Below are 24,256 nucleotides of genomic sequence, written 5' to 3' on the forward strand. Positions count from 1 at the left end.
GAACTGGGAAACCTTATGATTTAGTTTCCCAGTTCTTTTTCATCAATAAATAAATTTTAATGCAGCCTTTAAACTCTTCAAAACATTCAATAAATATTTTCTGCGTTTATGTTCGACGCATATAAGCACGCACTGTAATTGGGGCAAAAATGATCACGATAACTGCTGCGCCTATTAAAGAAATACTAAGATCCCAGCCGACGGTTCCAGAATTTGTAAGATCCCGAACAGCAGTGACGAGATGTGAAATTGGATTAATTTTCACAAACCATTGGAGCCAGTTAGGCATAGTATCTGCTGGTACAAAAGCATTAGAGAGAAATGTTAGCGGAAATAGCATTATCATCGAAATCCCCTGTACACTTGAAGCAGTACGTGCAATGACACCAAAAAAGGCAAATATCCAACTCATCGCCCATGAACAAACAATAACAAGAAGGCCGGCAATCACTACATGGTCTAAACCACCGTCAGGGCGATAGCCCATAATGTAACCCATAGCAAAAGTGAGTACCGTCGCAATCGTATACCTAACAGTATCTGCCAAGAGAGCCCCTGCTAATGGTGCAATACGTGCAATCGGCAGTGACTTGAATCGGTCAAACACCCCTTTATCCATATCCTCGCGCAATTGAACACCTGTCACAACTGATGTCGTAATAACTGTCTGAACAAGGATACCAGGAATGATGACAGGTAAATAGTTATGCACATTGCCGGAAATGGCTCCGCCAAAGATATAAGTAAACATTAACGTAAAAATGATTGGCTGGAGCGTGACGTCAAATAATTGTTCTGGTGTACGCCGAATTTTCAATAGACCTCGATGAGCCATTGTTAATGAATTCAGTATCGATTGACTTAAACTCGTTTTATTTCGCAGCTGACGTTCATTAGCTGGTTTAATAGAAGTACTATTCATATGCTTACCTCCCCTACTTTCTTTGATTCTGTAAACTCTTTTGATGCATGCTCTTCCACACTATGACCAGTAATCGTCAAGAATACCTCATCAAGCGTTGGTTTCTGGACACTTAACTCAGCCAAGTTGATTCCTGCTTCACGCAAGGCAATTAATAAATCAGTCACCCGATCAGCCTCCGCCATCGGTGCGGTAATTTTCCCACCTTCAGATGATACATTTGATTGGACGTTAAGTACCTTTTCAACTATGTGACGGGCGTTCGTAATATCCTGTAAATTTTTAGTTCTTAATTGCAATGATGAACTGCCAATAGAAGCTTTCAATTCATCTACGGTACCTTCCGCGACCACTCGGCCACGATCAATCACTGCGACCCGATCAGCTAGCTCATCTGCCTCCTGCAAGTACTGCGTCGTTAGCAGTACAGTAGAACCCGATTTGACCAATCGGCGGATCGTATCCCACATTTGATTACGTGTTCGTGGATCGAGCCCTGTTGTTGGTTCATCCAAAAAAATCAATGGTGGCTGTGCGATCAAACTTGCTGCAAGATCAAGCCGGCGGCGCATACCACCGGAGAAATTTTTCAAAGGACGTTTTGCAGCTTCTGTTAATCCAAATTCTTCTAATAATTCAACAGCCTTCTGTTTTGCTTCTTTTCTGCTTAATCCTAAAAGCCGCGAGAAAATAATTAAATTTTCGGTCGCACTAAGTGATTCGTCTACAGATGCATACTGACCAGTTACCCCGATCAGTTGACGAACGACCTGGGACTCCTTCACAACATCATGTCCAAAGATGCGCGCCGAACCATTGTCAGGTCGTAGTAATGTTGCCAGCATCCTGATCGTAGTCGTCTTTCCTGCCCCATTCGGACCGAGTACTCCGTATATAGTACCTGCACGAACATTCAAATTTACTCCATCAACTGCACGATTGTTGCCAAACGTTTTAATAAGCCCTTCTGCTTCAACAGCCCACTCGCCCTTGTTTGCACTTCTTTGTCCACCATTCATTGCATTTCCTCCTTCTTCATATACAGTCATTTGTATATTTTCACATGAATCCTTTTTGCGAAATCCTTTTATTCAATCAGTTTTTTCATTTACTTCTTCTCACCTCAAGACGTTCGCCTGCATATTTTTATATAACTTTGATCATCTTGTTGGAATTATAAATGATCTTTATGAACTGAATATGAACAATGGATGAATATCGTACTAAATAAATTCTCATAGATAGATATAAATACACTGACTATCTCATTTCATAATAGGTTCTTTTCTAAAAGATTGTTATGTTAAATAAATTTTGTTCACTATTGTACTTATCATGAAAGGAGCATTTTTATGGAAAAACGACTGAACGAGCAATCCTTAAACAGGAATGTACCGCAGCCGATAAGAAATGATGGTGCTGGTGCAACTGATTTCGGTCCTCGGGATGTAATAAGAGACCTTGAGAATCCAGACATGTTAATATCACCTGCTACTGACGATGGAGCCGTTCCTAATTTAAAATTTTCCTATTCAGACACTCATATGCAGTTAAAGCACGGAGGCTGGTCACGTGAAATAACCGTTCGAGAGCTTCCTACTGCAACTGCTCTTGCAGGAGTGAATATGCGTCTGACGCCTGGGGGTGTACGTGAGTTACATTGGCATAAGCAATCTGAGTGGGCCTATATGATTTTAGGGCACGCACGTATTACATCAGTCGACCAGGACGGAAGGAATTTTATCGCTGATGTCAGCGCAGGGGATTTATGGTTCTTTCCCGCTGGAATTCCTCACTCAATTCAAGGATTAGAGGAAGGATGCGAATTTCTGCTCGTCTTTGATGACGGAAGCTTTTCTGAATTTGATACCTTCACTATTACAGATTGGTTTGCACATACACCGAAGGATGTACTAGCCGCAAATTTTGGTGTGCCTGAAAGCGCCTTTGCTGACATTCCAACAAAACAGCGCTATATTTTCCAAACAAAAGTACCCGGTTTGTTAGAAAATGATGAAGTATCAGATGCTTATGGCACTGTACCAAAAAGCTTCACATATCGCTTGCATGAACAACAACCGGTAGTAACACCGGGCGGAACGGTACGCATTGTTGATTCTACTAATTTTCCTATTTCTACTACAATTGCAGCGGCGTTAGTAGAAATCAAACCTGGCGGAATGAGAGAACTGCATTGGCATCCTAATGCAGATGAATGGCAATATTACCTTACAGGAACGGGGCGTATGACGGTATTTGCAGCAAATGGTTCAGCCCGTACGTTTAATTATCGGGCCGGAGATGTAGGATATGTACCGTTTGCCATGGGGCATTATATCCAAAACACCGGTAATCAAAGCTTATGGTTTTTGGAAATCTTTAAAAGTGATCATTATGCTGATGTGTCATTAAACCAATGGATGGCGTTAACTCCAAAAGAACTCGTACAAGAGCACTTAAATGTAGGACCAGAGCTAATGAACGCATTAAGGAAGGAAAAATGGCCAGTTGTGGATTACAGAGGTCAATCGGCATTCTTGGAATAAGAGTAGACACTGATAGAAAATGAATGATTCCGCTATTAAAAATCTTATTTATTTTTTAATCTAAAAAATAAGTCACCTTTCTATATATTGGTTATGGCTAACAAAAGGAAACCTGAATATTCCGCTCCAATCCTGCTCCGGAAATATACTTCGCTTTCCGCGGACAGCTGGTGAGCCCTCGTGCTCATGCAGCACTGTAGGGTCTCACCAATGTCTATCCTCCTGCAGGAGTCTACGTATATTTCGAAGCTGATTTTTGCAATATTCGTCTTTAGCTAACTACTTTTGAGTTTTGTTCCAGTCTCTACTTGAATAGTTATTTTATTGTTGATCGCTCTGAAATAGCAACCAATACATCGGAATAGTGAGTAGGAACATTGCCATGAAAGTAATTTTTCAAATTCATGTCAGCAATACTTTGTAATTTTGTTTTGACCGCCTTTGCCATCGTAGCATCCAGCTTCATCTCATTTAAGGTTGCAACAACTTCATTCATCTCAGTAACTCTTCTTTCAGCATGAATGGCTGTGCGTGTAATTAATAGGTTAGCCAATTCTTCAATTGTAGATCCAGAAAGCGTTTCTTGAACCGATGCTAAAATTTCTTTATCCACTCCTGCTTCATGACTAGCTGATAATGTTTCAAGCAATAAAGACGTAAACCCTTTCATAAAAATGCTTCTGAACATTTTCATGGCCGACGAGATACCTGCTGTTTCACTAATAAAAGTAATATCCATTCCAAATTGTTTCATTAATAATTCATATTTAGCAGCACCAGTTCCGCTTACGAGCATAGGAACTTTATGACCATAAGGGGGAACTGGCGCCATTACAGCAGCATCAACGAATAATCCTCCTACCGTTTCTATCACAGCAGCAACTTCTTTTTTTATACTTGGTGATGCTGAGTTTAAATCTATATACATTTTTCCCTTCATAAAGCTGTTTGCCACATCTTGTGCAATTTCAAGTGCATATTTAGCACTCGTTGCACAAAATATCACGTCGCAATTCTTTATGAGCACTTCCAACGAATTGTCTTTATTTACCTCAGCAGTTTCCATCCTTTCTTTTATTTTTATTCCTGCACTAGGATGATCTGCCATCACGTCAAAAGCATGAATCGCTTGAATACCATCTTGTCTTAGCCCCTTACTAATATGAAAGGCAGCTTCACCAAATCCAATGAAACCAATAATTGGTATGGTTGTTGTATCCATAAAAACAAGATCCTTTCTTGGTAATCTAATTTCTTCAATCACGCATTACATTATGATAAGACTGCAGTCATTTCAATCTGGACTCTAAGCCCTTCCCTTAAGTTTTGAACGGTACTATGTCTGGCCGGACGATTATTTTCATCTGGAAACATTTTAATCCACTCTACATTGACAACTTTTTTATATTCCCGATCTGTTACTAAAACACTTAAATGTGCAATATCATCGGTCGTTCCTCCAGCAAGCTCCATAATTTCTCTCATGTAATGAAAAAGATTTGCAACTTCTTCTTGAACACTTTCTGGCATTTCACCTGTCTCCGGATCCGAACCGATAATTGCTGAAGTATAAACCATATTTCCAATCTTCACAGCTGTCGGAATTGGATTTTGATGATTCGATCCTTTTACATGAAGAACCTCACGTTTTGCCATAGCCATTCACTCCTTTTTAAAAAGTCCTGCTGAGAACCAATTCATATAAGAATGGATGCAAAAAACTATTTTTTAATTGCTTGGATAAGTAAGCTAGCATGGGCCTTATTTAATGATTTAACAGCTTTTTTCAAGTTCATCCTCATTTTCATAATAAACAACCTGTTCATTAGCCAATGTCGGTCTGAGGTTGTAGAAATCTAAGCTCAATTCTCCTCTTAATATTTTTTCTTTTGTAGTCGTTTCTTTTAGGATTCTCTTTTTAGATAATTCAAGTGAAGCATGAATATCTCCTTTTTGTACAACGACTACACCATCATCATCAGCCATAACCAAATCCCCTGGACAGACATTTACACCACCGCAAACTGTTGGTGCGTTCACCCAGCCGCCCTTCGTTTTTGTTGTGCCTTGTGAATGAATGGCTCGAGTCCATATTGGAAATCCCATCTCTCTTATTTCAGCTACATCCCGAATAGCAGAATCAATAATAACTCCTTGAACACCGCGCTTCTGTAAAGCGGTTACAATCAATTCACCTATCATCCCTGCAATACATTCTCCGACTGTAGTAATAACTAATATATCACCCGGTTTGCATACTTCAATTGCGGCATGAATCATTAAGTTATCCCCTGCATAACAAACTGCTGTTACAGCTGGTCCGCATATTTTAGTATTTGAAATAATCGGTTGCAATTGTGGATCCATAATACCGCTCTTGCCTTGTGCTTCGTAAATTGTCGAGACACTTAAATCCATATATTCATCTAGTATTTTTAGCTCCGGTCTTTTAATATTTTTTACGATATATTTTTCCATCAAACAAATTCACCCCCAACATAAGGGAAGAAGCGACTAAATGCTTCAGCATATTTATATTCATTGTTACCTGAGCAGCGTCTTGCATGGTTACCACGTAATTCAGCTTTTGCACTATAATATTTAATTAAATGTTGTTGTGCTTTAAAGCAATTCATGGCAGCAACTTTCTGTTCATAGGTTTCGGTAATATCAATAATCACTTCTGGTTTAAAATCGCTAATTTCTGATTGGTGTGGTTCAAAACCGAACAATTTCGCCTGTTTTGCCGTCGGATACCCCTCTATTCTTACACCATTAGATGTTGATAAAACACTTGCATCAAATACGAATTTGGATACGGTTTCATGATCAGGATTAAAAGCGTCCCTTGGGCCATGACTCAATATTGATTGCGGCTTTACTTCTCTGATTTTCCGAACTAATCGATCCATCCTTTCCGGAGTAATTGTCATATGATAATCTTCAAAATCCCAAAATTCAATATTATTTACTCCTAAACACGCTGCCGCTGCTTCAATTTCACTGTGGCGAATTGACTTTACATTTTCAAGTGTTTGCCCATCCTGCTTCCAAAGATCATTAGATTCTCCTCTTGCACCATAACTTAAAATAACGAGTGAAACATTTGCATACTTCGCATACTTAGCAATTGTACCTCCGCCTCTCCAAACAAAATCAGCTGCATGGGCGCTGACAACCAATAAGTTTTCTTTGTTATCAATCATGCAATCTCCTCCTCGTATAGGTTTCATTTATAATTAAATTAAAACCTTTATATTTAATCTAAATTATCTGAATTTTAAACCGGAGCAAATACTTGATAAATACCTAGCCTCAATCAAAGTATAATATTGTTTTCTACTACTCCATGTCATTGTCTTTACATAACTGATTTTCTAATAGATTTGTAATTTACTAGATGTTAATTGATTTTGGTCGGAATGTAGTAACTCATTAATGTTCACTATCAAACGGTGAATAATCTGTATCCATTCACTTCGTTAAAATCACTAGACTTTCATTCGAACATTGAAGTTTCTTAACAGTTACTCACCCTTTTGTAAAACCTCTAAGTTACGTAGAAAAGTAAGGAACATACATATTAATATTCACCATTTGCCAATCAAAATTGTTCAACAATATTGTTTACAAATAGGATTTTATATCAAATCGATTATTCTGTCAACTGCGATTTTATTTAAAATTCAAATTACTCATTAAGATGTATCTTTATAGGTAAGCGTTTTCTAGAGGTCTTCTCTCATTAATGAGAGAAGATGAAAAGAAGTAAAATATTTATACTGATTATTGCAAAAGTGGAATCAAAACTAAATACATTATGATATTACATAAGAAAAGAATAATTCTCTGCAATTGTGCGTCTTACTTGTGAGATATGATATTTCACGGCATCTTCTACCCACTTCTCATCTCTCAGTTTTAACGCATTCAATATTTTTTGATGTTCTTTAAATGATTCCTCATGCCTTCCCGGAACCAAAATAGTTTTCAATTGAAAGCGACGAAGCTGTGTTTTGATCATTTGAACCATTGATACGGCTTGCGTATTAGAAGAAGCTTCGTAAATAATATTATGAAAAGATAAGTTGCAATTTGAATATTCATCGAAACGATGATTTTCCAAATGCCCTTTCATCTCTTCCAAAATATTTTCCATTAAACTTAACTTATCCTCACTTATATAAGGCGCGGCAGTTTTGGCAATAAGCCCCTCCAACACTTCACGAATTTCAAGAAACTGAACAATTTCATCTAAAGTGAATGACTTCACCGTTGCACCTTTATTCGTCTCAATACAAACTAAATTTTCTTGTTGAAGCTTTAATAATGCTTTTTTAATTGTGTTTCTACTGGCATTAATTAGATTAGACAGATCGCTTTCAATGAGCTTTTGCGAAGGTTGATAAGTACCGTCTAAAATCCTCTGCTTTATGAATTGATAAGCTACCTCCATTTGTGTACTCATTTTCTTAACCCCATTTTCTTTAGAATTCTAAATAAATAGCACCATAATTGTTGAAATATTTATAAAAAAAATATAACGTAAGAACTTTAAAACTGTCAATTTAAAATCCTCCCCCCATTTATTAGCAGTTCGTATTTTTGTTTAGAATTTTTAAACTATTATTGACATTGAATTTTATTATATTTATAATCAATATTGTTTAACAATTTTGTATTTATAAAGGGGAGTGAATTTCATGAGTTCTTATGAGGAACCAATACTAGATGTAGCCCATTTAGGACATATTGAGCTTTTAACGCCAAAAATTGAAGAAAGTGTAGATTTTTTTAAAAATGTAATGGGAATGGAAGTTGTCCATCAAAAAAAACAATCCATGTATTTAAGAGCGTGTCGAGATTATGAATCTTATAGTCTAAAATTAACTGAATCAAAAGAACCCGGGTTAGGTCATATGGCAATGCGAACTTATAGTAGTAAAACGCTTGAGCGTCGTGCTCTTGCAATTGAAGAAAGCGGTTTTGGAATTGGATGGAGTGATGGAGACTTCGGCCATGGTAAAAGTTATCAATTTACTGATCCAGATGGTCATACTATGGAACTCTATTATGAGACAGAAAAATATAACCCACCTCCGCACTTGGTCCCTGCTTTAAAAAATCAACCACAAAAGTGTACTTCAAGAGGAGTTTGTGTAAAGCAGCTCGATCATATTAACTTATTTGCTTCAGATGTAGATCAAAACTCTCAATTTATGCGCAAAACATTAGGATGCAAGCTTAGTGAACAGATTATTCTAGACATCGGTAAACAAGGAGGGGCTTGGTTACATTTAACGAATAAAGCTTATGAAATTGCCTATACATTGGACAGTACAGGTGCAAAAGGGAGATTACACCATATTACTTATAATGTCGACAGCCGTGAAGCAGTATTACAAGCAGCCGATGTCTTTTTAGAAAATGGAGTTTTTATTGAATTTCCTCCTAGTAAACATGCCATTCAGCAAACTTATGCGATGTACGTATACGAACCTGGTGGTACACGAATTGAAATATGCCACGGAGGATATTCGATTACTGCGCCTGATTGGGAACCAATTACATGGACTGAAGCCGAACGTGCCAAGGGGCAAGCATGGGGAAATAAAACTGTTCCTACCTTTCATACTTACGGAACACCAAATATTATATAAAATATTTTTGTAAACGCTGTCATTTTTTTGAATGGAAATTTCATGGTCAAAATCAATAAGGGGAGTGGAAACATGCCAAACCATTCAGTAAAAAATTTTTTAGACACAAGCAAATTTAATCGCTTTCATACTGTTTTATTGCTTTGGGGACTTTTCACGATTTCTTTTGAAGGATATGACTTAGTTGTTTATGGATCTGTGGTTCCAATCTTATCTAAAGATTGGGGCCTATCTCCGATCCAGGCAGGCATTATAAGCAGTTATGGTCTTTTTGGAATGATGTTTGGTTCAATCATTCTCAGCTTTTTAGCTGATAAGTTCGGACGTAAATTACTTATTATCATCTCTATTATCTTTTTCAGCCTTGCCACAGTAATATCGGGCTTCGCTAATAATGAAACAATGTTTTCTTGGTGCAGGTTCCTAGCCGGAATCGGATTTGGAGGAGCTTTGCCTTCTGTAATATCACTTCTTACAGAATATATTCCTAAATCGAGCAAAAATAAAGCGATTACATTAGCCTTGTGCGGAAATCAGGTCGGGGGCATCCTTGCACCGCTTGTCGGTATGATATTTCTTACATCATCCGGTTGGAGGCCTGTCCTCTGGTTCTCTATTATTCCTTTGCTTTTAATCCCTTTCATCATAAAATCATTACCAGAATCCCCACAATTTTTAATTCGTAAAGGGAAAATAGATGAATTACATCGTACTTTAAAAAGAATTGATCCAAATTATAAAAACCGTATGATTGAATCCATTCAGGAGCCTGAAACAAAAACTGAAAAAATTCCATTTATTGGACTGTTTCAAAACAAGTTGGCACTTACAACAATTATTTTCTGCATCGTATACTTTATGGGGTTGTTAATGATCTATGGCTTGAATACGTGGCTCCCTAAATTAATGGAAACAGCAGGATATCCATTAATCTCTAGTCTTGGTTTTGCGCTTTTTTTAAATGGAGGTGCACTACTGGGAACAATCGTAATTGGTGTTTTAGCTGATCGAAAGGGATCAAAAGTATTAATTACTTGTCTATATGTTCTTGGTGCAATATGCCTTGCCCTTCTCAGCATCAAAAGCAACGTATTCTTTCTCTATTTATTAATAGCATTAGCAGGTGTATGCACAATGGGAACGCAAAGTTTATTAAACGCATTTGTTTCTCAATATTACCCTGAAAATGTACGTTCAACTGGAATTGGCTTAGCAAACGGAGTTGGTAGGCTAGGCGGAATGGTTGGGCCAACTTTAGGTGGAATACTTTTATCGATGAAGGCACCGATTGGGATGTGCTTTATTGCCTTTTCTATTCCTGGCTTTATCGCAGCATTAGCACTACTTCTCATACGAAGAAAGAATAGTGAAACATCCACCATTCAATCAAAAACCAATTTAACACTAGAATAAAGTATCCTTTCTTATTTACTCCTTTTTATTAAAGGAGTTTTTTTACTAGTATCTAAAGCCAATTCATGTATTACAAATGAAAGGAATTCAGTACCGGGAACATATTGAAAAAACATCATCATTATTTCATACGATTCCAAAAAGTCATTCTATAAAGGATCTCTATATAAATTGTCTTAGTTATGCAAAAAACATTTTCTTCTATAACTCTTAAATTCTTAGATTCTACAAATTTAATTCTACGCCGCAGTCTTCTCCCTAACTTTCCCATAATAATGTTAATTTTATTTTAAGAAAACCGCATTATAATCTCTTTAAATCAAACTAATAAACTTTGGAGTGAGAAATAGATGGCAAAAAATAAGGGGTTAAAATGGATTGTCGGGCTTTCTAGTATGGCAATTTTTACAGGCTTTATCGGACTTGCGGAAAAATATGATCAATCAAGTGCAACGGCATCAACTAGTACTTCTAATGGGAATACAAACAATGCTTCAAGCTCAAACCAAACTTCCGACAGCAGCGAAAAGTTCTTCTCGAATCGTAGCAATGATGACAATAGTTCCGCCTATCAAGATCGATCCAACGAAAGCCCTGACAGTGAGGACTTTGGACAAAGTGGCGAGGATAGTCAAGTAGGCGGTCATTCTTCGTAGGACAGCTTAACAAAGAAAGGAGAATGATGATGTATCGTTTTCGCGCAATGAATACAAACATTGAAACTTTTTATTTAGGCAGCAAACATTGCCAACAGACTGAAGCATGGTTCCACCACGTGGAAAAAACGCTTAGTCGTTTCTTGCCGGAAAGTGAATTGTCCCAATTGAATAGAACTGAAAATACACCCTTTTTGGCTAGCGATGTCCTATATGAAGCAGTCACAACAGCAGATAGATTCTATCATGAAACAGAAGGCATTTTTAATCCATATCTCGGCCGTGAAATTTGTCAGCTTGGCTACGATCAAAGCTTTGAAAAAATTGCAGCTGGCAAAGCAACATCATATAACCGCGATCAGTTGTCCTGTACTAAAGAAAAGCCGATTGAAATTGATGACAAGATGAGGTTCATTACAATACACGGTGCACTTATTGATCTCGGTGGAATTGGAAAAGGATGGACCGCTCAGCAAGCAGCAAATCAATTGCAAAAGAAAAAAGTGGCATATGGCGGTATTGCCGCAGGCGGAGATATTATTGTCTGGGGAAAGCCAAAAGAAAAGTGGAATATTACTATTTCAACCCCGGAATCATGGGAAAAAAAATTATTTTCTTTCAAGCTCGATCGTCCAGCAGGGATTGCAACTAGCAGTACCATTAGAAGAAGCTGGAAAGATCATAACGGGAAAACGTTTCACCATATTCTCGATCCGCGCACATGCCAAAGCGCCAACACTGACCTAGTTCAAGCAAGCGTGATCGCTCCTGATCTGATCACTGCAGAAGTTTATGCGAAATGCATGATTATTTTAGGTTGGGAAAAAGGGATGGAATGGATCGCAGGAAAACGCACAGATCTAGGAATTATCGGTGTTAAAACAGACCACTCTATCGTAACTGGCGGGACAATCCGCTGCTATTCTTCGGAAGGACTGATTTACTTTGAATGAATTATTAAATAATGTTCACCACTTCATGCCCGTTTGGACGGTTTCACGTGCTGCCGGTATTACTTCATATTTGTTATTATTTGTATCTGTTATGACAGGAATGAGCGCACATTATCATTTTATGAAGGCAAAAACTAAAGCCAGAATGAACCTGATACATCAGTCAACAGGATGGTTCGGCATGTTATTCGGGATGACACATGGGTTGATTCTAATCTTTAGTACATATCAATCATTTTCGATTTTGGAAGTCATCATCCCATTTGCTTCTAAAACACATCCGCTGCTGATTGGAATTGGAACTTTGGCGCTTTATGTGATGATTATATTAATTGTGACATCGGATTACATGAAAGTACTTGGCCGAAAAACATGGAAGACGATACACTTTTTAGCCTTTCCAGCATTTATCAGTGCGTTTTTCCACAGTGTTTTGCTAGGCCCTGATTCACATTATCCCTTTATGATGTTTTTATACTGCCTAACAGCAATCATTACCGTTGTGGCGCTTATCTGTAGAATTGCTGTCCGTCCGCCAAAAAAAGAACTAACATCAACGCAAAAGTAAGAAAAAAATTGTCATTTTAGAATGAGCCTGAAAGAACTGCTTTCAGGCATTTTTTTGCATGGAAATTTCAAGAAGCAGACATTTATGGGGACAGTATCAAGTCCCCCAGCAATTCTCTCACTTTTCTTCAGGAGACTTACGATCTTCCTCAGACTTGCTTATACTCCTTACTTTCAATAGGACCATCTTGCTCAATCTCGTCTTGATGAATTTCAAATGATTGACTAAATTCATTAATAATCATTTCAACTGCTTTTCATTCTCCTACTAAAATAGGATTGATAGTTTGTAGTTCCGGTGATTCTAATTGTTATTTTAATGTTAACCGCTTCACATAATGTCTGTTTAAAAATTCAATCGCTCTTCCTCGACGAAATATTTTTGCACTACGAACATGTTCTTGCGCTTAGGACCGTCGCCGCCTGGATGGCGATTTTCTTCCAAACTATATTTCCCATCGAAATGCCTCTTTCTTTAAGAAGCTAGGAAAACACGCAAAAGTGGTTAACTAAAGACGACGAACGTAGACTCCTACAGAAAGCGGAGGATATTTCCGGAGCGGAGTGGGGCGCAATATTCGGATTTTCTTTAGTTAATATGCTTTTCCCAGCCTCCAGATTTTTCTAGAAATGACTCTATATAGTTAATCTATAGTATACCAACACGCGATGACTGCTTTTTTAATTCATTTTAGCCTTCTGATAGAGAACGGATTTTCCTAAGTGAAGGAAATAAATACATCCACAAGCAAGCGACTACGATAGTTCCAAGACCGCCGATAAAGGCAGCTGGGACAGTTCCAATCAATCCAGCGACCATGCCGGATTCAAACTCGCCAAGTTGATTGGAAGTTCCAATGAAAAGAGAATTTACAGCGTTCACTCGGCCACGCATCTCATCGGGAGTTTGCAGTTGCACAAGTGAAGACCTAATCACAACACTAATTACGTCCGAAGCACCAATCATTAGCAAAGCAATTAATGATATCATCAAATTTGTCGAAAGAGCAAAAACCATTGTAGCGATTCCAAACACAGCAAGTGCACCAAAAAGTGTAGGTCCAAAAGCTTTTTTAAGCGGAAAATAAGCGAAAATAATGGACATCAATAAGGCGCCAATTGCCGGTGCTGTTCTCATAAGTCCCAATCCCCACGGGCCCGTATGAAGAATATCTTGAGCAAATATCGGTAAAAGTGCTGTCGCTCCCCCAAGCAAGACGGCAAAAAGATCAAGCGATATTGTTCCTAAAATGACTGGATGGCGATAGACAAATACTAATCCTGATAAGAGCGAACGCATTGATACAGGTTCCAGCTTGCGGACACTTTTCTCCATACGAATTAAGATCGTCAGAAACCCAGCAATTAGGAGCGCTATCGTTGCTATGGCGTAAACGAAATTAGGTCCTATGGAAAAGAGCACTCCCCCAAGGGATGGACCTAAAATTTGCGCCGCTTGTCCAGCTGAAGTACTCCATGCGATTGCCTGCTGGATAACAGCTTGCGGAACGAGCTGTGGTAATAGTGCAGAAGATGAGGGACCTTCAAATGCACGACAGGCACCAATAACTGCAGCAGCCAGTAAAATTTGTTCCCGTCCAAGCCAGCCGCTAATATTTCCAAATAATAAAAGTGCAGCGATCGCCCCCTCCGTAATCTGGCATAAAAAAACTATTTTGCGGCGATCAAAACGGTCTGCGGCATGACCGACAACTAATGTTAGAAGCACCATTGGAATAAACTGGGCAAGACCCACGAACCCAAGACTAAAAGCATCATGTGTTAACGAATACATTTGCCATCCGATGGCAACAGAGAGCATCTGAAAGGATGTCGAGGACAAAATTCGTGAAACCCAGTAATTTGTAAAAGATGGCTCCATCAAAGCTGCATTCTTTACTTGAAACAAAACTTTACTCACTTCCTTTCCAAAAGAATAAAAAAATCTTCTTTAAGTTATTCAGCCACTGATTTATAAAACACGATATATTATACTATAAACTTCATAATCAATGGATTTAAATGAACTCATTGTTAAATTCCAAGCCTAATTCCTAATCTCAGTATTAGTTTTTAAACATTTATAGGTGAAAATATAGTGTTTGCGCATAAATAAAAACGGGATGACTTTCTTCATAAAAGAGAGTCATCCCGTTTTTATTTCGTATAGTTGCCTATTACTTTACTTATTAACTAATTATTCATCGCTCTTTTCTAACAAAATCTCATAAATAGCGTTAATTCAAATCGAAAGTGGGATACTCAAGCGGAAGTCCGCTCTACCTTCTTTCATTACAAGCATCGAAACGAAGAACCTATTCGAATTAATCCGCTTGCACTCAAATTGCTTTAGAAAAGAGTACTCCATAATAAGTAGGCATTCAACACAACAATAAGTGCCGTTACAAACCATGCTAACCATTTTATCCATGGTTTATTTACAAATTCACCCATTTTCTTTTTATCGCTTGTAAACATGACGAGTGGGACAACTGCAAAAGATAATTGAAGTGATAGGATTACTTGACTTAGTATTAATAAGTCACCAGTCCCTTTTTCCCCATACATTAATGTAACGATTACTGCCGGAATAATTGCGATCATTCTTGTTATCAGGCGACGCAGCCATGGCTTTATCCTTATGTTTAAGAACCCTTCCATTACGATTTGACCAGCAAGTGTTCCTGTCAATGTAGAGTTTTGACCAGAGGCAAGCAATGCAATACCAAATAAAATAGCAGCAGCACCTGAACCAACTAAAGGATCTAATAAATGATACGCATCTTGAATTTCAGCAACATTTTTATGACCTGATGAATGAAAAACGGCAGCTGACAGAATAAGGATTGCCGCATTTACAAACAAAGCAAGCATTAATGCAACTGTTGAATCGATCGTTGCATATTTAATTGCAGAACGTTTCCCCTCTGAAGTATCATCATAATTCCTTGTTTGCACAATAGAAGAATGAAGATAAAGATTATGTGGCATCACTGTTGCCCCTAAAATACCTAAAGCAATATAAAGCATGTCAGGATTATAAACAATCTCACTGCTTGGTAAAAATCCAGTTAATACACCGCCAATTTCGGGCTTAGATAAGATAATTTCTACACCGAAACAGACTGTGATCGTGGCAATTAAAGCAATAACGAATGATTCAATATAACGAAAACCTTTATTTTGAAGAAGTAAAATCAGTAAAACATCAAATGCTGTAATACATACGCCGTAAATAAGCGGAATGTTGAATAATAAATTTAAGGCAATTGCAGAACCAATGACCTCTGCTAAATCACATGCAACAATCGCAAGCTCACATAACACCCATAGTGCGACTGATACCGGTTTGCTAAAATGATCTCGACAAGCTTGAGCAAGATCTCTCCCTGAAACAATTCCTAATTTGGCTGCTAAAGATTGCAATAAAATCGCCATTAAGTTTGAGATTAAAATAACAGATAACAACGTGTATCCATAAGATGCTCCGCCGGCAATAGAAGTTGCCCAGTTACCTGGATCCATATAACCTACTGCTACTAAATATCCAGGTCCAATAAACGCCAGTAATCTGCGAAAAAAACTTCCTGTTTGTTTAACCGGAACAGACTTATGAACTTCTTGTAAACTTGGATTGTCATTGTTTTTTCTCCACGATTGCTGTTTCGAATCTTGTGCTTCTAATTCTCTTGCATTCATTTCCCCATCCTCCTTTTCAATCTGATTGCTGATCTGCTTTTATGTTGGTTAATACGTTATGATAATCCTCTTCATTAATAATTCCGAACTTTTTACACATATAAGAATACAACATCATTTTTTTCTTCATTCGCTTAGAAAGATACACGATTTCTCCACCTCTCCTGCCTTTTAATGTAATTATATTCTACATCACAAAAAAGTTTCCTTCAACCAAAAAATATTTATTAGGACAATATTATTGATCATACGAAAACAAAATCGATTATTAGCACGTTTCATACGGATAAATAATGCATTTAAACAATGTACGAACAGCACTTGAACAAAAAACTCTTCTCTGATGAGAAGAGTTCAACAAGACCACGCAGGAGTATCCCGCGGAAAGCGAACCCTTGCAGTGGAAATCAATATTATAAGCTCTTTACACTTGAACTTTTTTGTTAAATTGCTTTATTCTTTTTATCCCGTGTTATCTTCAACTCATTTCGGAAATACTAAACAAAGGATTTTTTTAAGGAGATGGGTCCATGCTACATACCGTATATTATCGATTTCTCCATTGGCCAATCATCGTTCGAATTTTACTACTTTCACTAGCCTTGATTTGCTGCTTTGGATTTGCCATACATTTGATCGAGCCAAAAACCTTTCCAACAGTATTTGATGGGATCTGGTGGGCTGTCATCACAACAGCAACAGTAGGTTATGGTGATTTATACCCAGTAACCTTTCTTGGTCGTATGCTTGGTATTCTTCTTGTGCTATCTGGTGCAGGGATATTATCTGCATATTTCGTCTCGCTGGCAACCGCGACTGCAACGAGGCAAAATGCTTTTATGGAAGGAAGAGGTTCCTATGGGGGAGAAAATCATATTGTCATCATCGGTTGGAATGAACGTGCAAAAAAAGTCATTCAGCAATTATTTGTCATTTCTCCTAATCGCCATATCGTACTTATCGATGAAACCCTTAATATGAATCCTTGTCCAGATAACAATGTCAACTTTATTCATGGCAAACCTTATCACGATGAAACATTAAAAAAAGCAAATATTAAAGTTGCTGACATGGTACTGATAACAGCTGATCAGCATAAAACGGAAACCGAAGCAGATATGAGCACTATATTAATATTAATTGCTGTAAAGGGGATGAATCCTAACACATATTGTATTGTAGAAATTTTAACAGAGGATAATGTGTTAAACGCCAAACGAGCTGGAGCAAATGAAATCATTCAGGCGAATACACAGACAGGTTATGTAATGATGAATAGCCTGTTAGCAAATGGAATGTCAGAAACATTGCTACTATTGTTGGACCGATTCAATAAAAATCATTTTCTTTATATTGGAGTTAAACCTGAATGGGAGGGTTTAACAATTACAGAGTTAAATCCCCATTTATTGTCAGAAAGAAAAATATTAATCGGTATTCAATTTAATCATGAAACGATCATTAACCCGCCTCCAGAATTTCAAGTAATAGCAGGACAGCGCTTATTTGTCATTTCAGCAGATCAATCAACATAAGAAAAAAGAGTAGAAACTGAAGTGTTCAAGCTTATAGACACATAAAAAAACGAAGAGGCAATTGCGGTTGCCTCTTCGTTTTTTTATTATAAACGTTTTTCAAGTTCAGCTTTTTTATCTTCATATCCAGGTTTGCCAAGGAGTGCAAACATATTTGTTTTATAAGCTTCTACACCTGGTTGGTCAAATGGATTCACACCATTTAAATATCCGCTGACAGCACAAGCTTTTTCAAAGAAGTATACGAGGTAGCCAAAAGTATAAGCATCAACTTTTGGAATGCTAACAACAAGATTAGGTACGCCACCATCAGTATGTGCTAACAATGTTCCTTCAAAAGCTTTATTATTTACGAAATCAACTGTTTTACCAGCAAGATAATTTAAACCATCTAAATCATTTTCTTCTTTTTCAATTGTTAAGTTTTCACGTGGTTGTTCGACTTTTACAACTGTTTCAAATAAATCACGACGCCCTTCTTGTACATATTGTCCAAGAGAGTGTAAATCAGTTGAGAAGTTTGCTGAAGATGGATAAATACCTTTTTGGTCTTTTCCTTCACTTTCACCAAATAATTGTTTCCACCATTCAGAGAAATATTGAAGACCTGGTTCGTAATTAATGAGCATTTCGATTGTTTTTCCTTTACGATAAAGGACATTACGAGCTGCTGCATATTGGTAAGCAATGTTTTCTGATACGTCCGGATTTGCGAAATCATCAACAGCTTTTGCTGCACCGTCCATTATATCCTGAATATTTACGCCGCTTACAGCAATTGGTAATAAACCAACAGGAGTTAAGACAGAATAACGTCCACCAACATCATCAGGAATGACAAATGTTTCATATCCTTCTTCATTAGAAAGTGTTTTTAATGCACCTTTTTGACGGTCCGTTGTTGCATAAATACGTTTTTTCGCTTCTTCTTCACCGTATTTTTCTTTAAGAAGCTTGCTGAAAATACGGAATGCAATTGCAGGTTCTGTTGTAGTACCAGATTTTGAAATAACATTAATAGAGAAATCTTTTCCTTCTAAGACATCCATTAAATCTTTCATATAAGTTGAGCTGATGCTGTTTCCAAGGAAAAAGATTTGTGGTGCTTGACGTTTTTCTTTTGGCAACACATTTGCAAAACTATGGTTTAACATATCGATTGCTGCGCGTGCACCTAAGTATGATCCACCGATACCAATTACTAATAAGATATCAGAATCATTTTTAATTTTTTCTGCAGCTTTTTGAATGCGTGCAAATTCTTCTTTATCATAGTCTTTTGGAAGAGTAAGCCAGCCAATAAAATCATTTCCAATTCCAGTTTTATCATGTAATTGCTGATGAGCCAATTTGATTGGTTCAGCTAAATATGTAATTTCATGTTCACCGAAAAATGAAAGAGCCTTTGAATAGTCAAATTGAATATGCGTCATGTTCATTTCCTCCAAAAATTATTTTAACAACCACTTTCACTTTAACGAAATTTTTTCATTTTATCAAGAAAAGTAACGTTTTTCTCACAATATATACATGAATAATTTACACCGATTAGAAACATCCTATTCTTGTACGAAAATAAAGGAGGTTAAAACCATGAGCATTATTCAAAGAATTGCTTTAGTGTTAACGATTATCGGGGCAATTAATTGGGGTCTTATCGGGTTTTTTAACTTTAATTTAGTAGCAGCCATTTTCGGTGATGGTTCAGCTCTATCTCGAATCATCTACGGTATCGTAGGGATCTGCGGTTTAATTAACCTTGGTTTATTATTTAAACCTGATGCAGAAGTTGAACGTTCTACTGAAGCAAGAACAACTAGATAACGACTTCAATAGCTATGGCGGATAGATATGAATATCTTCCGCCGATGTTTACATAATACACGTCAATTAAATCTTGAGTAGAAAAGAAAGCTTTTAGCTTTATTTTTCTCTCAAGATTTCTGCGCTCATTTACTTAAAATTTTCGTAATTCTTTCAAGTGCCCAATCTAGCTCTTCATCTGTTATTACTAATGGTGGAGCAAAACGAATGACATTTTCATGTGTTTCCTTACATAAAAGCCCTTCATCTTTTAAAGCTTCACAATATGGTCTTGCTGATTCATTTAAAACAACGCCGATAAATAGGCCCTTTCCGCGAACTTCCTGTATATGTTCACCTTTTATTTGTTGTAATTGCCGCATAAAAATAGCACCTAACTGTAATGAACGTTCTGCTAATTGTTCTTCTTTTAACACATCAAGGGCAGCAATCGAAACGGCACATGCAAGCGGATTCCCTCCAAAAGTCGAGCCATGTGATCCTGGATTGAACACACTTAAAATATCCGTGTTAGCGGCGACACATGAAATAGGGACAACCCCTCCCCCTAATGCCTTTCCTAAAATATAGACATCAGGAATGACTTGCTCCCAATCACAAGCAAACATTTTTCCAGTTCTTCCTAAGCCAGTTTGAATTTCGTCGGCCATAAATAATATATGATGTTTTTTACATAGTTCGTATGCTGCTTTTAAAAATCCTTCAGGAGGTAAAATAATTCCCGCTTCGCCTTGAATTGGTTCCAATAAGAATGCTGCTGTATTAGGGGTAATCGCTGCTTCCAATGCAGCAATATTCCCATATGGTACAAGCTTAATACCTGGTAGCATCGGTCCAAAACCTTGTTGATATTCTTTTTCTGAAGAAAGTGAGACAGCGGTCATTGTACGCCCATGAAAGTTTCCTTCGCATCCAATTATTTCTGCTTGATTTTCTGCAATCCCCTTTGTTTGATATGCCCAGCGCCGTGCTGCTTTAAAAGCTGTTTCAACTGCCTCTGCCCCTGTGTTCATCGGTAAAACCATTTCTTTTTTCGTTAAATCACTCACTCTTTTAAGCCATGGTCCAAATTGATCATTATGGAAGGCACGTGATGTGAGTGTTACACGATCTGCTTGTTTTTTTAATGCTTTAATGATTTTAGGATGGCGATGTCCTTGATTTAAAGCTGAGTACCCGCTTAACATATCCATATAGCGATTTCCCTCAGGATCTTGAACCCATACTCCTTCCGCTTGTGAAATCACAACAGGCAGAGGATGATAATTATGGGCGCCATATTGTTCAGTTTGTTTTATTAGTTGGTCAGATGTTGTCATGTTTTTGCCTCCTTTTCTAAAATGTTTAATATTCCTGTTCATTACCTTTATAAAGCTTCTGAAACGGTTTTTGCCTGCATATGTAGCAGCAAGTAGTCTGGCCCTCCAGCCTTCGAATCCGTTCCTGACATGTTAAAGCCGCCAAATGGTTGATAGCCGACAACCGCTCCTGTACAACCTCGATTAATATAAAGATTGCCAACATGAAAATCTTCGCGCGCCTTTTCAATATGCTCGCGATTCGTTGATATGACAGATCCAGTCAAACCATAATCAGTATTATTTGCGATCATGAGCGCTTCATTAAAGTCTTTCGCTTTACAAAATGCAACGACAGGTCCGAAAATTTCCTCTTGCATGATTCTAGCTTCTGGTTCCAAGTCAGAAAAAATAGTCGGTTGGACAAAAAATCCCTTCTCTGAATCACCTATTCCCCCAACATTTAAACGTCCTTCCTGTTTACCAATCTCAATATAGTTTAAAATTTTAGCAAATGCTGCTTGATCAATAACAGGCCCCACTGTATGTTGGAAATGAGTCGGATCCCCAACATGTAAGTTTTTCGTCAGTTCAATTGTTTTTTGCAATACTTGGTCATAGACATCTTCGACAACAACAGCACGTGAGCATGCTGAGCATTTTTGTCCTGCAAATCCAAATGCCGAGGCAACAATCGATTGTGCTGCTAAATCTAAATCTGCTTCCTTATCAACAACAATCGTATCTTTACCGCCCATTTCTGCTATAACTCGTTTCAGCCATATTTGACCTTCATTTACTTTTGCTGCTCTTTCATAAATTCGTGTTCCAACATCACGAGAGCCCGTAAAACTGATAAAACGTGTTTGGGGATGATCGACAAGATAATCACCAACCTCTGAACCACTCCCTGGAATGAAATGTAATACACCTTTTGGTAAGCCTGCTTCTTCTAACACTTCTACGAATTTTGCTGCAACAACAGGAGTTGTTGATGCTGGCTTTAAAAGGACAGTGTTTCCCGAAACAAGGGCGGCCACTGTTGTCCCTGCCATAATTGCAAAAGCAAAATTCCACGGGGAAATGACAACACCGACACCGAGTGGAATATAGCTGTAGCGGTTATATTCCCCTTGCCTGCTTTGAACAGGAGCTCCATCTTTTAACTTTAATATTTGCCGACCATAGTACTCCATAAAATCTATTCCTTCTGCCGTATCTGCATCTGCTTCAATCCATGGTTTCCCTGCTTCTTTCACTAAATACGCGGAAAATTCATGTTTTCTGCGGCGGACAATTGCTGCGGCTTTAAACAAAATATCTGCACGCACTTCAGCTTTTACCTTCCGCCACGATTCAAATGTCTGTGCAGCAGATACGATCGCTTTTTCGGCAAGTGCTCGATCTGTTTTACTAACAAAGCCGATCACTTCATTTTTATTAGCTGGATTAAAAGAAATAATTTTTTCATTAGTAAACACATGCTCTCCAGCAATTCGCAAAGGGTATTCTTTCCCTAATTCTCCTTCCACCTTTTTTAATGCTTCCTTAAACGCCATTTGATTTTCTTCTTTTGTGAAATCTGTCAAAGCTTCATGTTTGTACGGAACCATATGCCGCTCTCCCTTCATGAAAAATGAGTAAAAGACGTTCTATAAAAGGTCTCATATTATTTATAATGTAGAGGGTTTCGTATTATTCAATTACTTTATACAATCAATAAATTCCCGTATATTCAGAAAATATAATATATACTTATAAACATTCACTATAAAGAGCGGAAATAGAGAGAACCTAAAATGAATAAATATATGAGGCTGAAGTTAGAAAGGTTGGGGAATATACGTAGATCACCACTTACGCATAAAAAAATCCGAGCTCTACAAGCTCGGAAAAAAATCAAATTCGCTATTATTTTTTAATTAAATCTTTGCGTTCGGATTTTTCAATCCACTCTTGCAATTTTTCACGAAGTGTATTGAATCCTTCAGTACTTTCTTCAGTAGTTGCTTTTACAGCACCTTGGCGACGAGGCTTTTTCGGTTGACTTTTTGGTGCTTCTTCAGTCGCTTTAATAGATAAGCTAATTTTTCCGCTTTCTTCATCGATTGATAAGATTTTAACGTTAACTTCTTCACCTACTGTTAACACATCATTAATATCTTTAACGAATCCGTGTTTAATTTCAGAAATATGGACAAGACCTTGTTTTTCATCATCTAAAGCAACGAACGCTCCAAATGGTTTAATTGCTACTACTTTACCAGTTACTATACTACCTGCTTCATAATTTGTTGACATGCAAACACTCCTAATTATTATTATTACCATTATATGCAATGATTCATTATAGCATAGATTTAACGTAATTAAAACCGCCTAATCCATTTTTACTTTTCCCTACATATTATTAAATCTTTAAATTGAATAATTTATGAAAAATTCTTAAAATATATTTAATATGTGTTAAAATAATGGTAAATAATAAAAAATGGCGAATGATGTTGAATGATAATTTACATTTATATAGGATGGGAGCGATTTCTTTGTCGACCTTGGGAGAAAAACTCAAATTTTATCGTGAACAAAGAGGTTTAAGCATTGAAGAATTATCATTAAAGGCAAGAATTGGAAAAACAACTCTTGAAAATTATGAACAAAATAAACAAATACCAACTCAACAAACGATATTGAAACTTTCGACTGTTTTAGACGTTGCTGCTTCTGTCTTTTTAGAATCAGTTGAAAAAAAATAAATTTATATGTTTAAAATATTTTCCAAATGGTAATGATGTTATTACAATGCTTTCTTTTTAGTGGAGGCGCCTAACGGAGGCTTACACTATTCAAGTATTCCCCCTTTTAATATTTTTGACGAGCTTTTTATAGCTCGTCCTTTTTTTGTGAAAAAATGATTCCGTTTGAACAATGTAAAGAAAAAGTAGCTGAGATGAAGATGATTATTAAAGAGGCTTGGACAAAAGTATATTAACTAAAGAAAACCCGAATATTGCGCTCCAACCCCGCTCCGGAAATATACTTCGCTTTCCGCGGGCGGCTGGTGAGCCTCCTCGTGCTCATGCACTTCGGGGTCTCACCGATGCCTATCCTCCCGCAGGAGTCTACGTATATTTCCGGAGCTGATTTGTGCAATGTTCGTCTTTAGCTAACCACTTTTGAGTT

23 protein-coding genes are annotated in these 24,256 nt (G+C 37.4%); 9 read left to right on the plus strand and 14 right to left on the minus strand.

Translation table 11 applies throughout. From position 1 onward, the window contains the following. Positions 1 to 106: 106 nt before the first annotated feature. Complete coding sequence (locus tag G4D61_RS12765; RefSeq protein WP_025727036.1) at positions 107 to 922, minus strand: ABC transporter permease; 816 nt, start codon at positions 920 to 922, stop codon at positions 107 to 109. Then, positions 919 to 1,941: an efflux ABC transporter ATPase subunit, DrrA-related gene (locus G4D61_RS12770; protein WP_163174124.1), complete on the minus strand. Its 1,023-nt coding sequence runs from the start codon at positions 1,939 to 1,941 to the stop codon at positions 919 to 921. Before G4D61_RS12770 ends, G4D61_RS12765 begins: the two co-directional genes overlap by 4 nt. A gap of 333 nt (positions 1,942 to 2,274) precedes the next feature. Here G4D61_RS12770 and G4D61_RS12775 point away from each other — a divergent pair, with 333 nt between their 5' ends. Continuing rightward, positions 2,275 to 3,468: an oxalate decarboxylase family bicupin gene (locus G4D61_RS12775; protein ID WP_035356127.1), complete on the plus strand. Its 1,194-nt coding sequence runs from the start codon at positions 2,275 to 2,277 to the stop codon at positions 3,466 to 3,468. Positions 3,469 to 3,784: 316 nt separating this feature from the next. Here G4D61_RS12775 and G4D61_RS12780 read toward each other — a convergent pair whose 3' ends face one another. From G4D61_RS12780 to G4D61_RS12800, 5 genes are all read right to left on the minus strand, one after another. Next, entirely contained in the window at positions 3,785 to 4,690 is a 906-nt protein-coding gene (locus tag G4D61_RS12780; protein ID WP_163174126.1) for an NAD(P)-dependent oxidoreductase, read from the minus strand. Positions 4,691 to 4,740: 50 nt separating this feature from the next. Further along, complete coding sequence (locus G4D61_RS12785; protein WP_163174128.1) at positions 4,741 to 5,124, minus strand: RidA family protein; 384 nt, start codon at positions 5,122 to 5,124, stop codon at positions 4,741 to 4,743. 117 nt (positions 5,125 to 5,241) lie between these two features. Then, positions 5,242 to 5,946: a 4-carboxy-4-hydroxy-2-oxoadipate aldolase/oxaloacetate decarboxylase gene (locus tag G4D61_RS12790; RefSeq protein WP_035356121.1), complete on the minus strand. Its 705-nt coding sequence runs from the start codon at positions 5,944 to 5,946 to the stop codon at positions 5,242 to 5,244. Then, positions 5,946 to 6,674, minus strand: a complete 729-nt coding sequence (locus tag G4D61_RS12795; protein WP_200886155.1) for a PIG-L deacetylase family protein — start codon at positions 6,672 to 6,674, stop codon at positions 5,946 to 5,948. The genes G4D61_RS12790 and G4D61_RS12795 overlap by 1 nt, the downstream gene beginning before the upstream one ends. Before the next feature lie 620 nt (positions 6,675 to 7,294). Further along, positions 7,295 to 7,936 carry a GntR family transcriptional regulator gene (locus G4D61_RS12800; RefSeq protein WP_163174130.1) on the minus strand — a complete coding sequence of 214 codons (642 nt, stop codon included), beginning with the start codon at positions 7,934 to 7,936 and terminating at the stop codon, positions 7,295 to 7,297. A 235-nt stretch (positions 7,937 to 8,171) separates the two neighbouring features. Here G4D61_RS12800 and G4D61_RS12805 point away from each other — a divergent pair, with 235 nt between their 5' ends. From G4D61_RS12805 to G4D61_RS12825, 5 genes are all read left to right on the plus strand, one after another. After that, on the plus strand, positions 8,172 to 9,128 hold the full coding sequence (locus G4D61_RS12805) for a catechol 2,3-dioxygenase (protein WP_163174132.1): 957 nt from the start codon (positions 8,172 to 8,174) through the stop codon (positions 9,126 to 9,128). 72 nt (positions 9,129 to 9,200) lie between these two features. Continuing rightward, entirely contained in the window at positions 9,201 to 10,541 is a 1,341-nt protein-coding gene (locus tag G4D61_RS12810) for an MFS transporter (RefSeq protein ID WP_035356021.1), read from the plus strand. Positions 10,542 to 10,891: 350 nt separating this feature from the next. Beyond that, entirely contained in the window at positions 10,892 to 11,197 is a 306-nt protein-coding gene (locus tag G4D61_RS12815) for a hypothetical protein (RefSeq protein WP_052137954.1), read from the plus strand. Positions 11,198 to 11,226: 29 nt separating this feature from the next. Then, entirely contained in the window at positions 11,227 to 12,150 is a 924-nt protein-coding gene (locus tag G4D61_RS12820; RefSeq protein WP_163174134.1) for an FAD:protein FMN transferase, read from the plus strand. Further along, the gene (locus G4D61_RS12825) at positions 12,143 to 12,718 is read left to right on the plus strand and encodes a ferric reductase-like transmembrane domain-containing protein (RefSeq protein WP_052137956.1); all 576 of its coding nucleotides are present in this window, start codon (positions 12,143 to 12,145) and stop codon (positions 12,716 to 12,718) included. The genes G4D61_RS12820 and G4D61_RS12825 overlap by 8 nt, the downstream gene beginning before the upstream one ends. Positions 12,719 to 13,408: 690 nt before the next feature. Here G4D61_RS12825 and G4D61_RS12835 read toward each other — a convergent pair. From G4D61_RS12835 to G4D61_RS18360, 3 genes are all read right to left on the minus strand, one after another. Beyond that, positions 13,409 to 14,626, minus strand: a complete 1,218-nt coding sequence (locus tag G4D61_RS12835; protein ID WP_025727043.1) for an MFS transporter — start codon at positions 14,624 to 14,626, stop codon at positions 13,409 to 13,411. Between the two features lie 440 nt (positions 14,627 to 15,066). After that, positions 15,067 to 16,416, minus strand: a complete 1,350-nt coding sequence (locus tag G4D61_RS12840; RefSeq protein ID WP_163174136.1) for an Nramp family divalent metal transporter — start codon at positions 16,414 to 16,416, stop codon at positions 15,067 to 15,069. 16 nt (positions 16,417 to 16,432) lie between these two features. Further along, a complete protein-coding gene (locus G4D61_RS18360; protein WP_268812497.1) occupies positions 16,433 to 16,564 on the minus strand; it encodes a hypothetical protein in 132 nt (43 codons plus the stop codon). A gap of 382 nt (positions 16,565 to 16,946) precedes the next feature. Between G4D61_RS18360 and G4D61_RS12845 the strand changes: the two genes are divergently transcribed. Then, positions 16,947 to 17,951, plus strand: coding sequence for a potassium channel family protein (locus G4D61_RS12845; RefSeq protein WP_025727045.1), 1,005 nt, complete (start codon positions 16,947 to 16,949; stop codon positions 17,949 to 17,951). Positions 17,952 to 18,037: 86 nt separating this feature from the next. On the opposite strand, the gene G4D61_RS12850 is transcribed toward G4D61_RS12845, so the two are convergent. Beyond that, on the minus strand, positions 18,038 to 19,384 hold the full coding sequence (locus G4D61_RS12850; protein ID WP_025727046.1) for a glucose-6-phosphate isomerase: 1,347 nt from the start codon (positions 19,382 to 19,384) through the stop codon (positions 18,038 to 18,040). A gap of 160 nt (positions 19,385 to 19,544) precedes the next feature. Here G4D61_RS12850 and G4D61_RS12855 point away from each other — a divergent pair, with 160 nt between their 5' ends. Beyond that, the gene (locus tag G4D61_RS12855) at positions 19,545 to 19,775 is read left to right on the plus strand and encodes a DUF378 domain-containing protein (protein WP_025727047.1); all 231 of its coding nucleotides are present in this window, start codon (positions 19,545 to 19,547) and stop codon (positions 19,773 to 19,775) included. Positions 19,776 to 19,900: 125 nt separating this feature from the next. On the opposite strand, the gene G4D61_RS12860 is transcribed toward G4D61_RS12855, so the two are convergent. The 3 genes from G4D61_RS12860 to yugI form a co-directional block, all read right to left on the minus strand. Then, positions 19,901 to 21,094 carry an ornithine--oxo-acid transaminase gene (locus tag G4D61_RS12860; protein ID WP_025727048.1) on the minus strand — a complete coding sequence of 398 codons (1,194 nt, stop codon included), beginning with the start codon at positions 21,092 to 21,094 and terminating at the stop codon, positions 19,901 to 19,903. Between the two features lie 47 nt (positions 21,095 to 21,141). Next, positions 21,142 to 22,686 (minus strand): L-glutamate gamma-semialdehyde dehydrogenase, encoded by a 1,545-nt coding sequence (gene pruA / locus G4D61_RS12865; RefSeq protein WP_163174138.1) that lies wholly within the window; start codon positions 22,684 to 22,686, stop codon positions 21,142 to 21,144. Between the two features lie 298 nt (positions 22,687 to 22,984). Then, positions 22,985 to 23,374, minus strand: coding sequence for a S1 domain-containing post-transcriptional regulator GSP13 (yugI, locus tag G4D61_RS12870; protein ID WP_025727050.1), 390 nt, complete (start codon positions 23,372 to 23,374; stop codon positions 22,985 to 22,987). 173 nt (positions 23,375 to 23,547) lie between these two features. Between yugI and G4D61_RS12875 the strand changes: the two genes are divergently transcribed. After that, entirely contained in the window at positions 23,548 to 23,829 is a 282-nt protein-coding gene (locus G4D61_RS12875) for a helix-turn-helix domain-containing protein (RefSeq protein ID WP_231472984.1), read from the plus strand. Positions 23,830 to 24,256: the final 427 nt, after the last annotated feature.

Source organism: Heyndrickxia ginsengihumi (genome assembly GCF_011008565.1).
In the GTDB taxonomy this organism is placed as follows: Bacteria; Bacillota; Bacilli; order Bacillales; family Bacillaceae_C; genus Weizmannia; species Weizmannia ginsengihumi.

Excerpts from the sequence above, each read along its gene's own strand:
- G4D61_RS12775 (WP_035356127.1), top strand. The coding sequence starts at position 2,275 with ATGGAAAAACGACTGAACGAGCAATCCTTAAACAGGAATGTACCGCAG.
- G4D61_RS12850 (WP_025727046.1), bottom strand. The coding sequence starts at position 19,384 with ATGACGCATATTCAATTTGACTATTCAAAGGCTCTTTCATTTTTCGGT.
- yugI (WP_025727050.1), bottom strand. The coding sequence starts at position 23,374 with ATGTCAACAAATTATGAAGCAGGTAGTATAGTAACTGGTAAAGTAGTA.
- G4D61_RS12820 (WP_163174134.1), top strand. The coding sequence starts at position 11,227 with ATGTATCGTTTTCGCGCAATGAATACAAACATTGAAACTTTTTATTTA.
- G4D61_RS12855 (WP_025727047.1), top strand. The coding sequence starts at position 19,545 with ATGAGCATTATTCAAAGAATTGCTTTAGTGTTAACGATTATCGGGGCA.
- G4D61_RS12845 (WP_025727045.1), top strand. The coding sequence starts at position 16,947 with ATGCTACATACCGTATATTATCGATTTCTCCATTGGCCAATCATCGTT.
- G4D61_RS12840 (WP_163174136.1), bottom strand. The coding sequence starts at position 16,416 with ATGAATGCAAGAGAATTAGAAGCACAAGATTCGAAACAGCAATCGTGG.
- G4D61_RS12875 (WP_231472984.1), top strand. The coding sequence starts at position 23,548 with ATGGTAAATAATAAAAAATGGCGAATGATGTTGAATGATAATTTACAT.
- G4D61_RS12785 (WP_163174128.1), bottom strand. The coding sequence starts at position 5,124 with ATGGCAAAACGTGAGGTTCTTCATGTAAAAGGATCGAATCATCAAAAT.
- G4D61_RS12770 (WP_163174124.1), bottom strand. The coding sequence starts at position 1,941 with ATGAATGGTGGACAAAGAAGTGCAAACAAGGGCGAGTGGGCTGTTGAA.
- G4D61_RS12810 (WP_035356021.1), top strand. The coding sequence starts at position 9,201 with ATGCCAAACCATTCAGTAAAAAATTTTTTAGACACAAGCAAATTTAAT.
- G4D61_RS12860 (WP_025727048.1), bottom strand. The coding sequence starts at position 21,094 with ATGACAACATCTGACCAACTAATAAAACAAACTGAACAATATGGCGCC.
- G4D61_RS12800 (WP_163174130.1), bottom strand. The coding sequence starts at position 7,936 with ATGAGTACACAAATGGAGGTAGCTTATCAATTCATAAAGCAGAGGATT.
- G4D61_RS12815 (WP_052137954.1), top strand. The coding sequence starts at position 10,892 with ATGGCAAAAAATAAGGGGTTAAAATGGATTGTCGGGCTTTCTAGTATG.
- G4D61_RS12790 (WP_035356121.1), bottom strand. The coding sequence starts at position 5,946 with ATGGAAAAATATATCGTAAAAAATATTAAAAGACCGGAGCTAAAAATA.
- G4D61_RS12780 (WP_163174126.1), bottom strand. The coding sequence starts at position 4,690 with ATGGATACAACAACCATACCAATTATTGGTTTCATTGGATTTGGTGAA.
- G4D61_RS12765 (WP_025727036.1), bottom strand. The coding sequence starts at position 922 with ATGAATAGTACTTCTATTAAACCAGCTAATGAACGTCAGCTGCGAAAT.
- G4D61_RS12805 (WP_163174132.1), top strand. The coding sequence starts at position 8,172 with ATGAGTTCTTATGAGGAACCAATACTAGATGTAGCCCATTTAGGACAT.
- G4D61_RS12795 (WP_200886155.1), bottom strand. The coding sequence starts at position 6,674 with ATGATTGATAACAAAGAAAACTTATTGGTTGTCAGCGCCCATGCAGCT.
- pruA (WP_163174138.1), bottom strand. The coding sequence starts at position 22,686 with ATGGTTCCGTACAAACATGAAGCTTTGACAGATTTCACAAAAGAAGAA.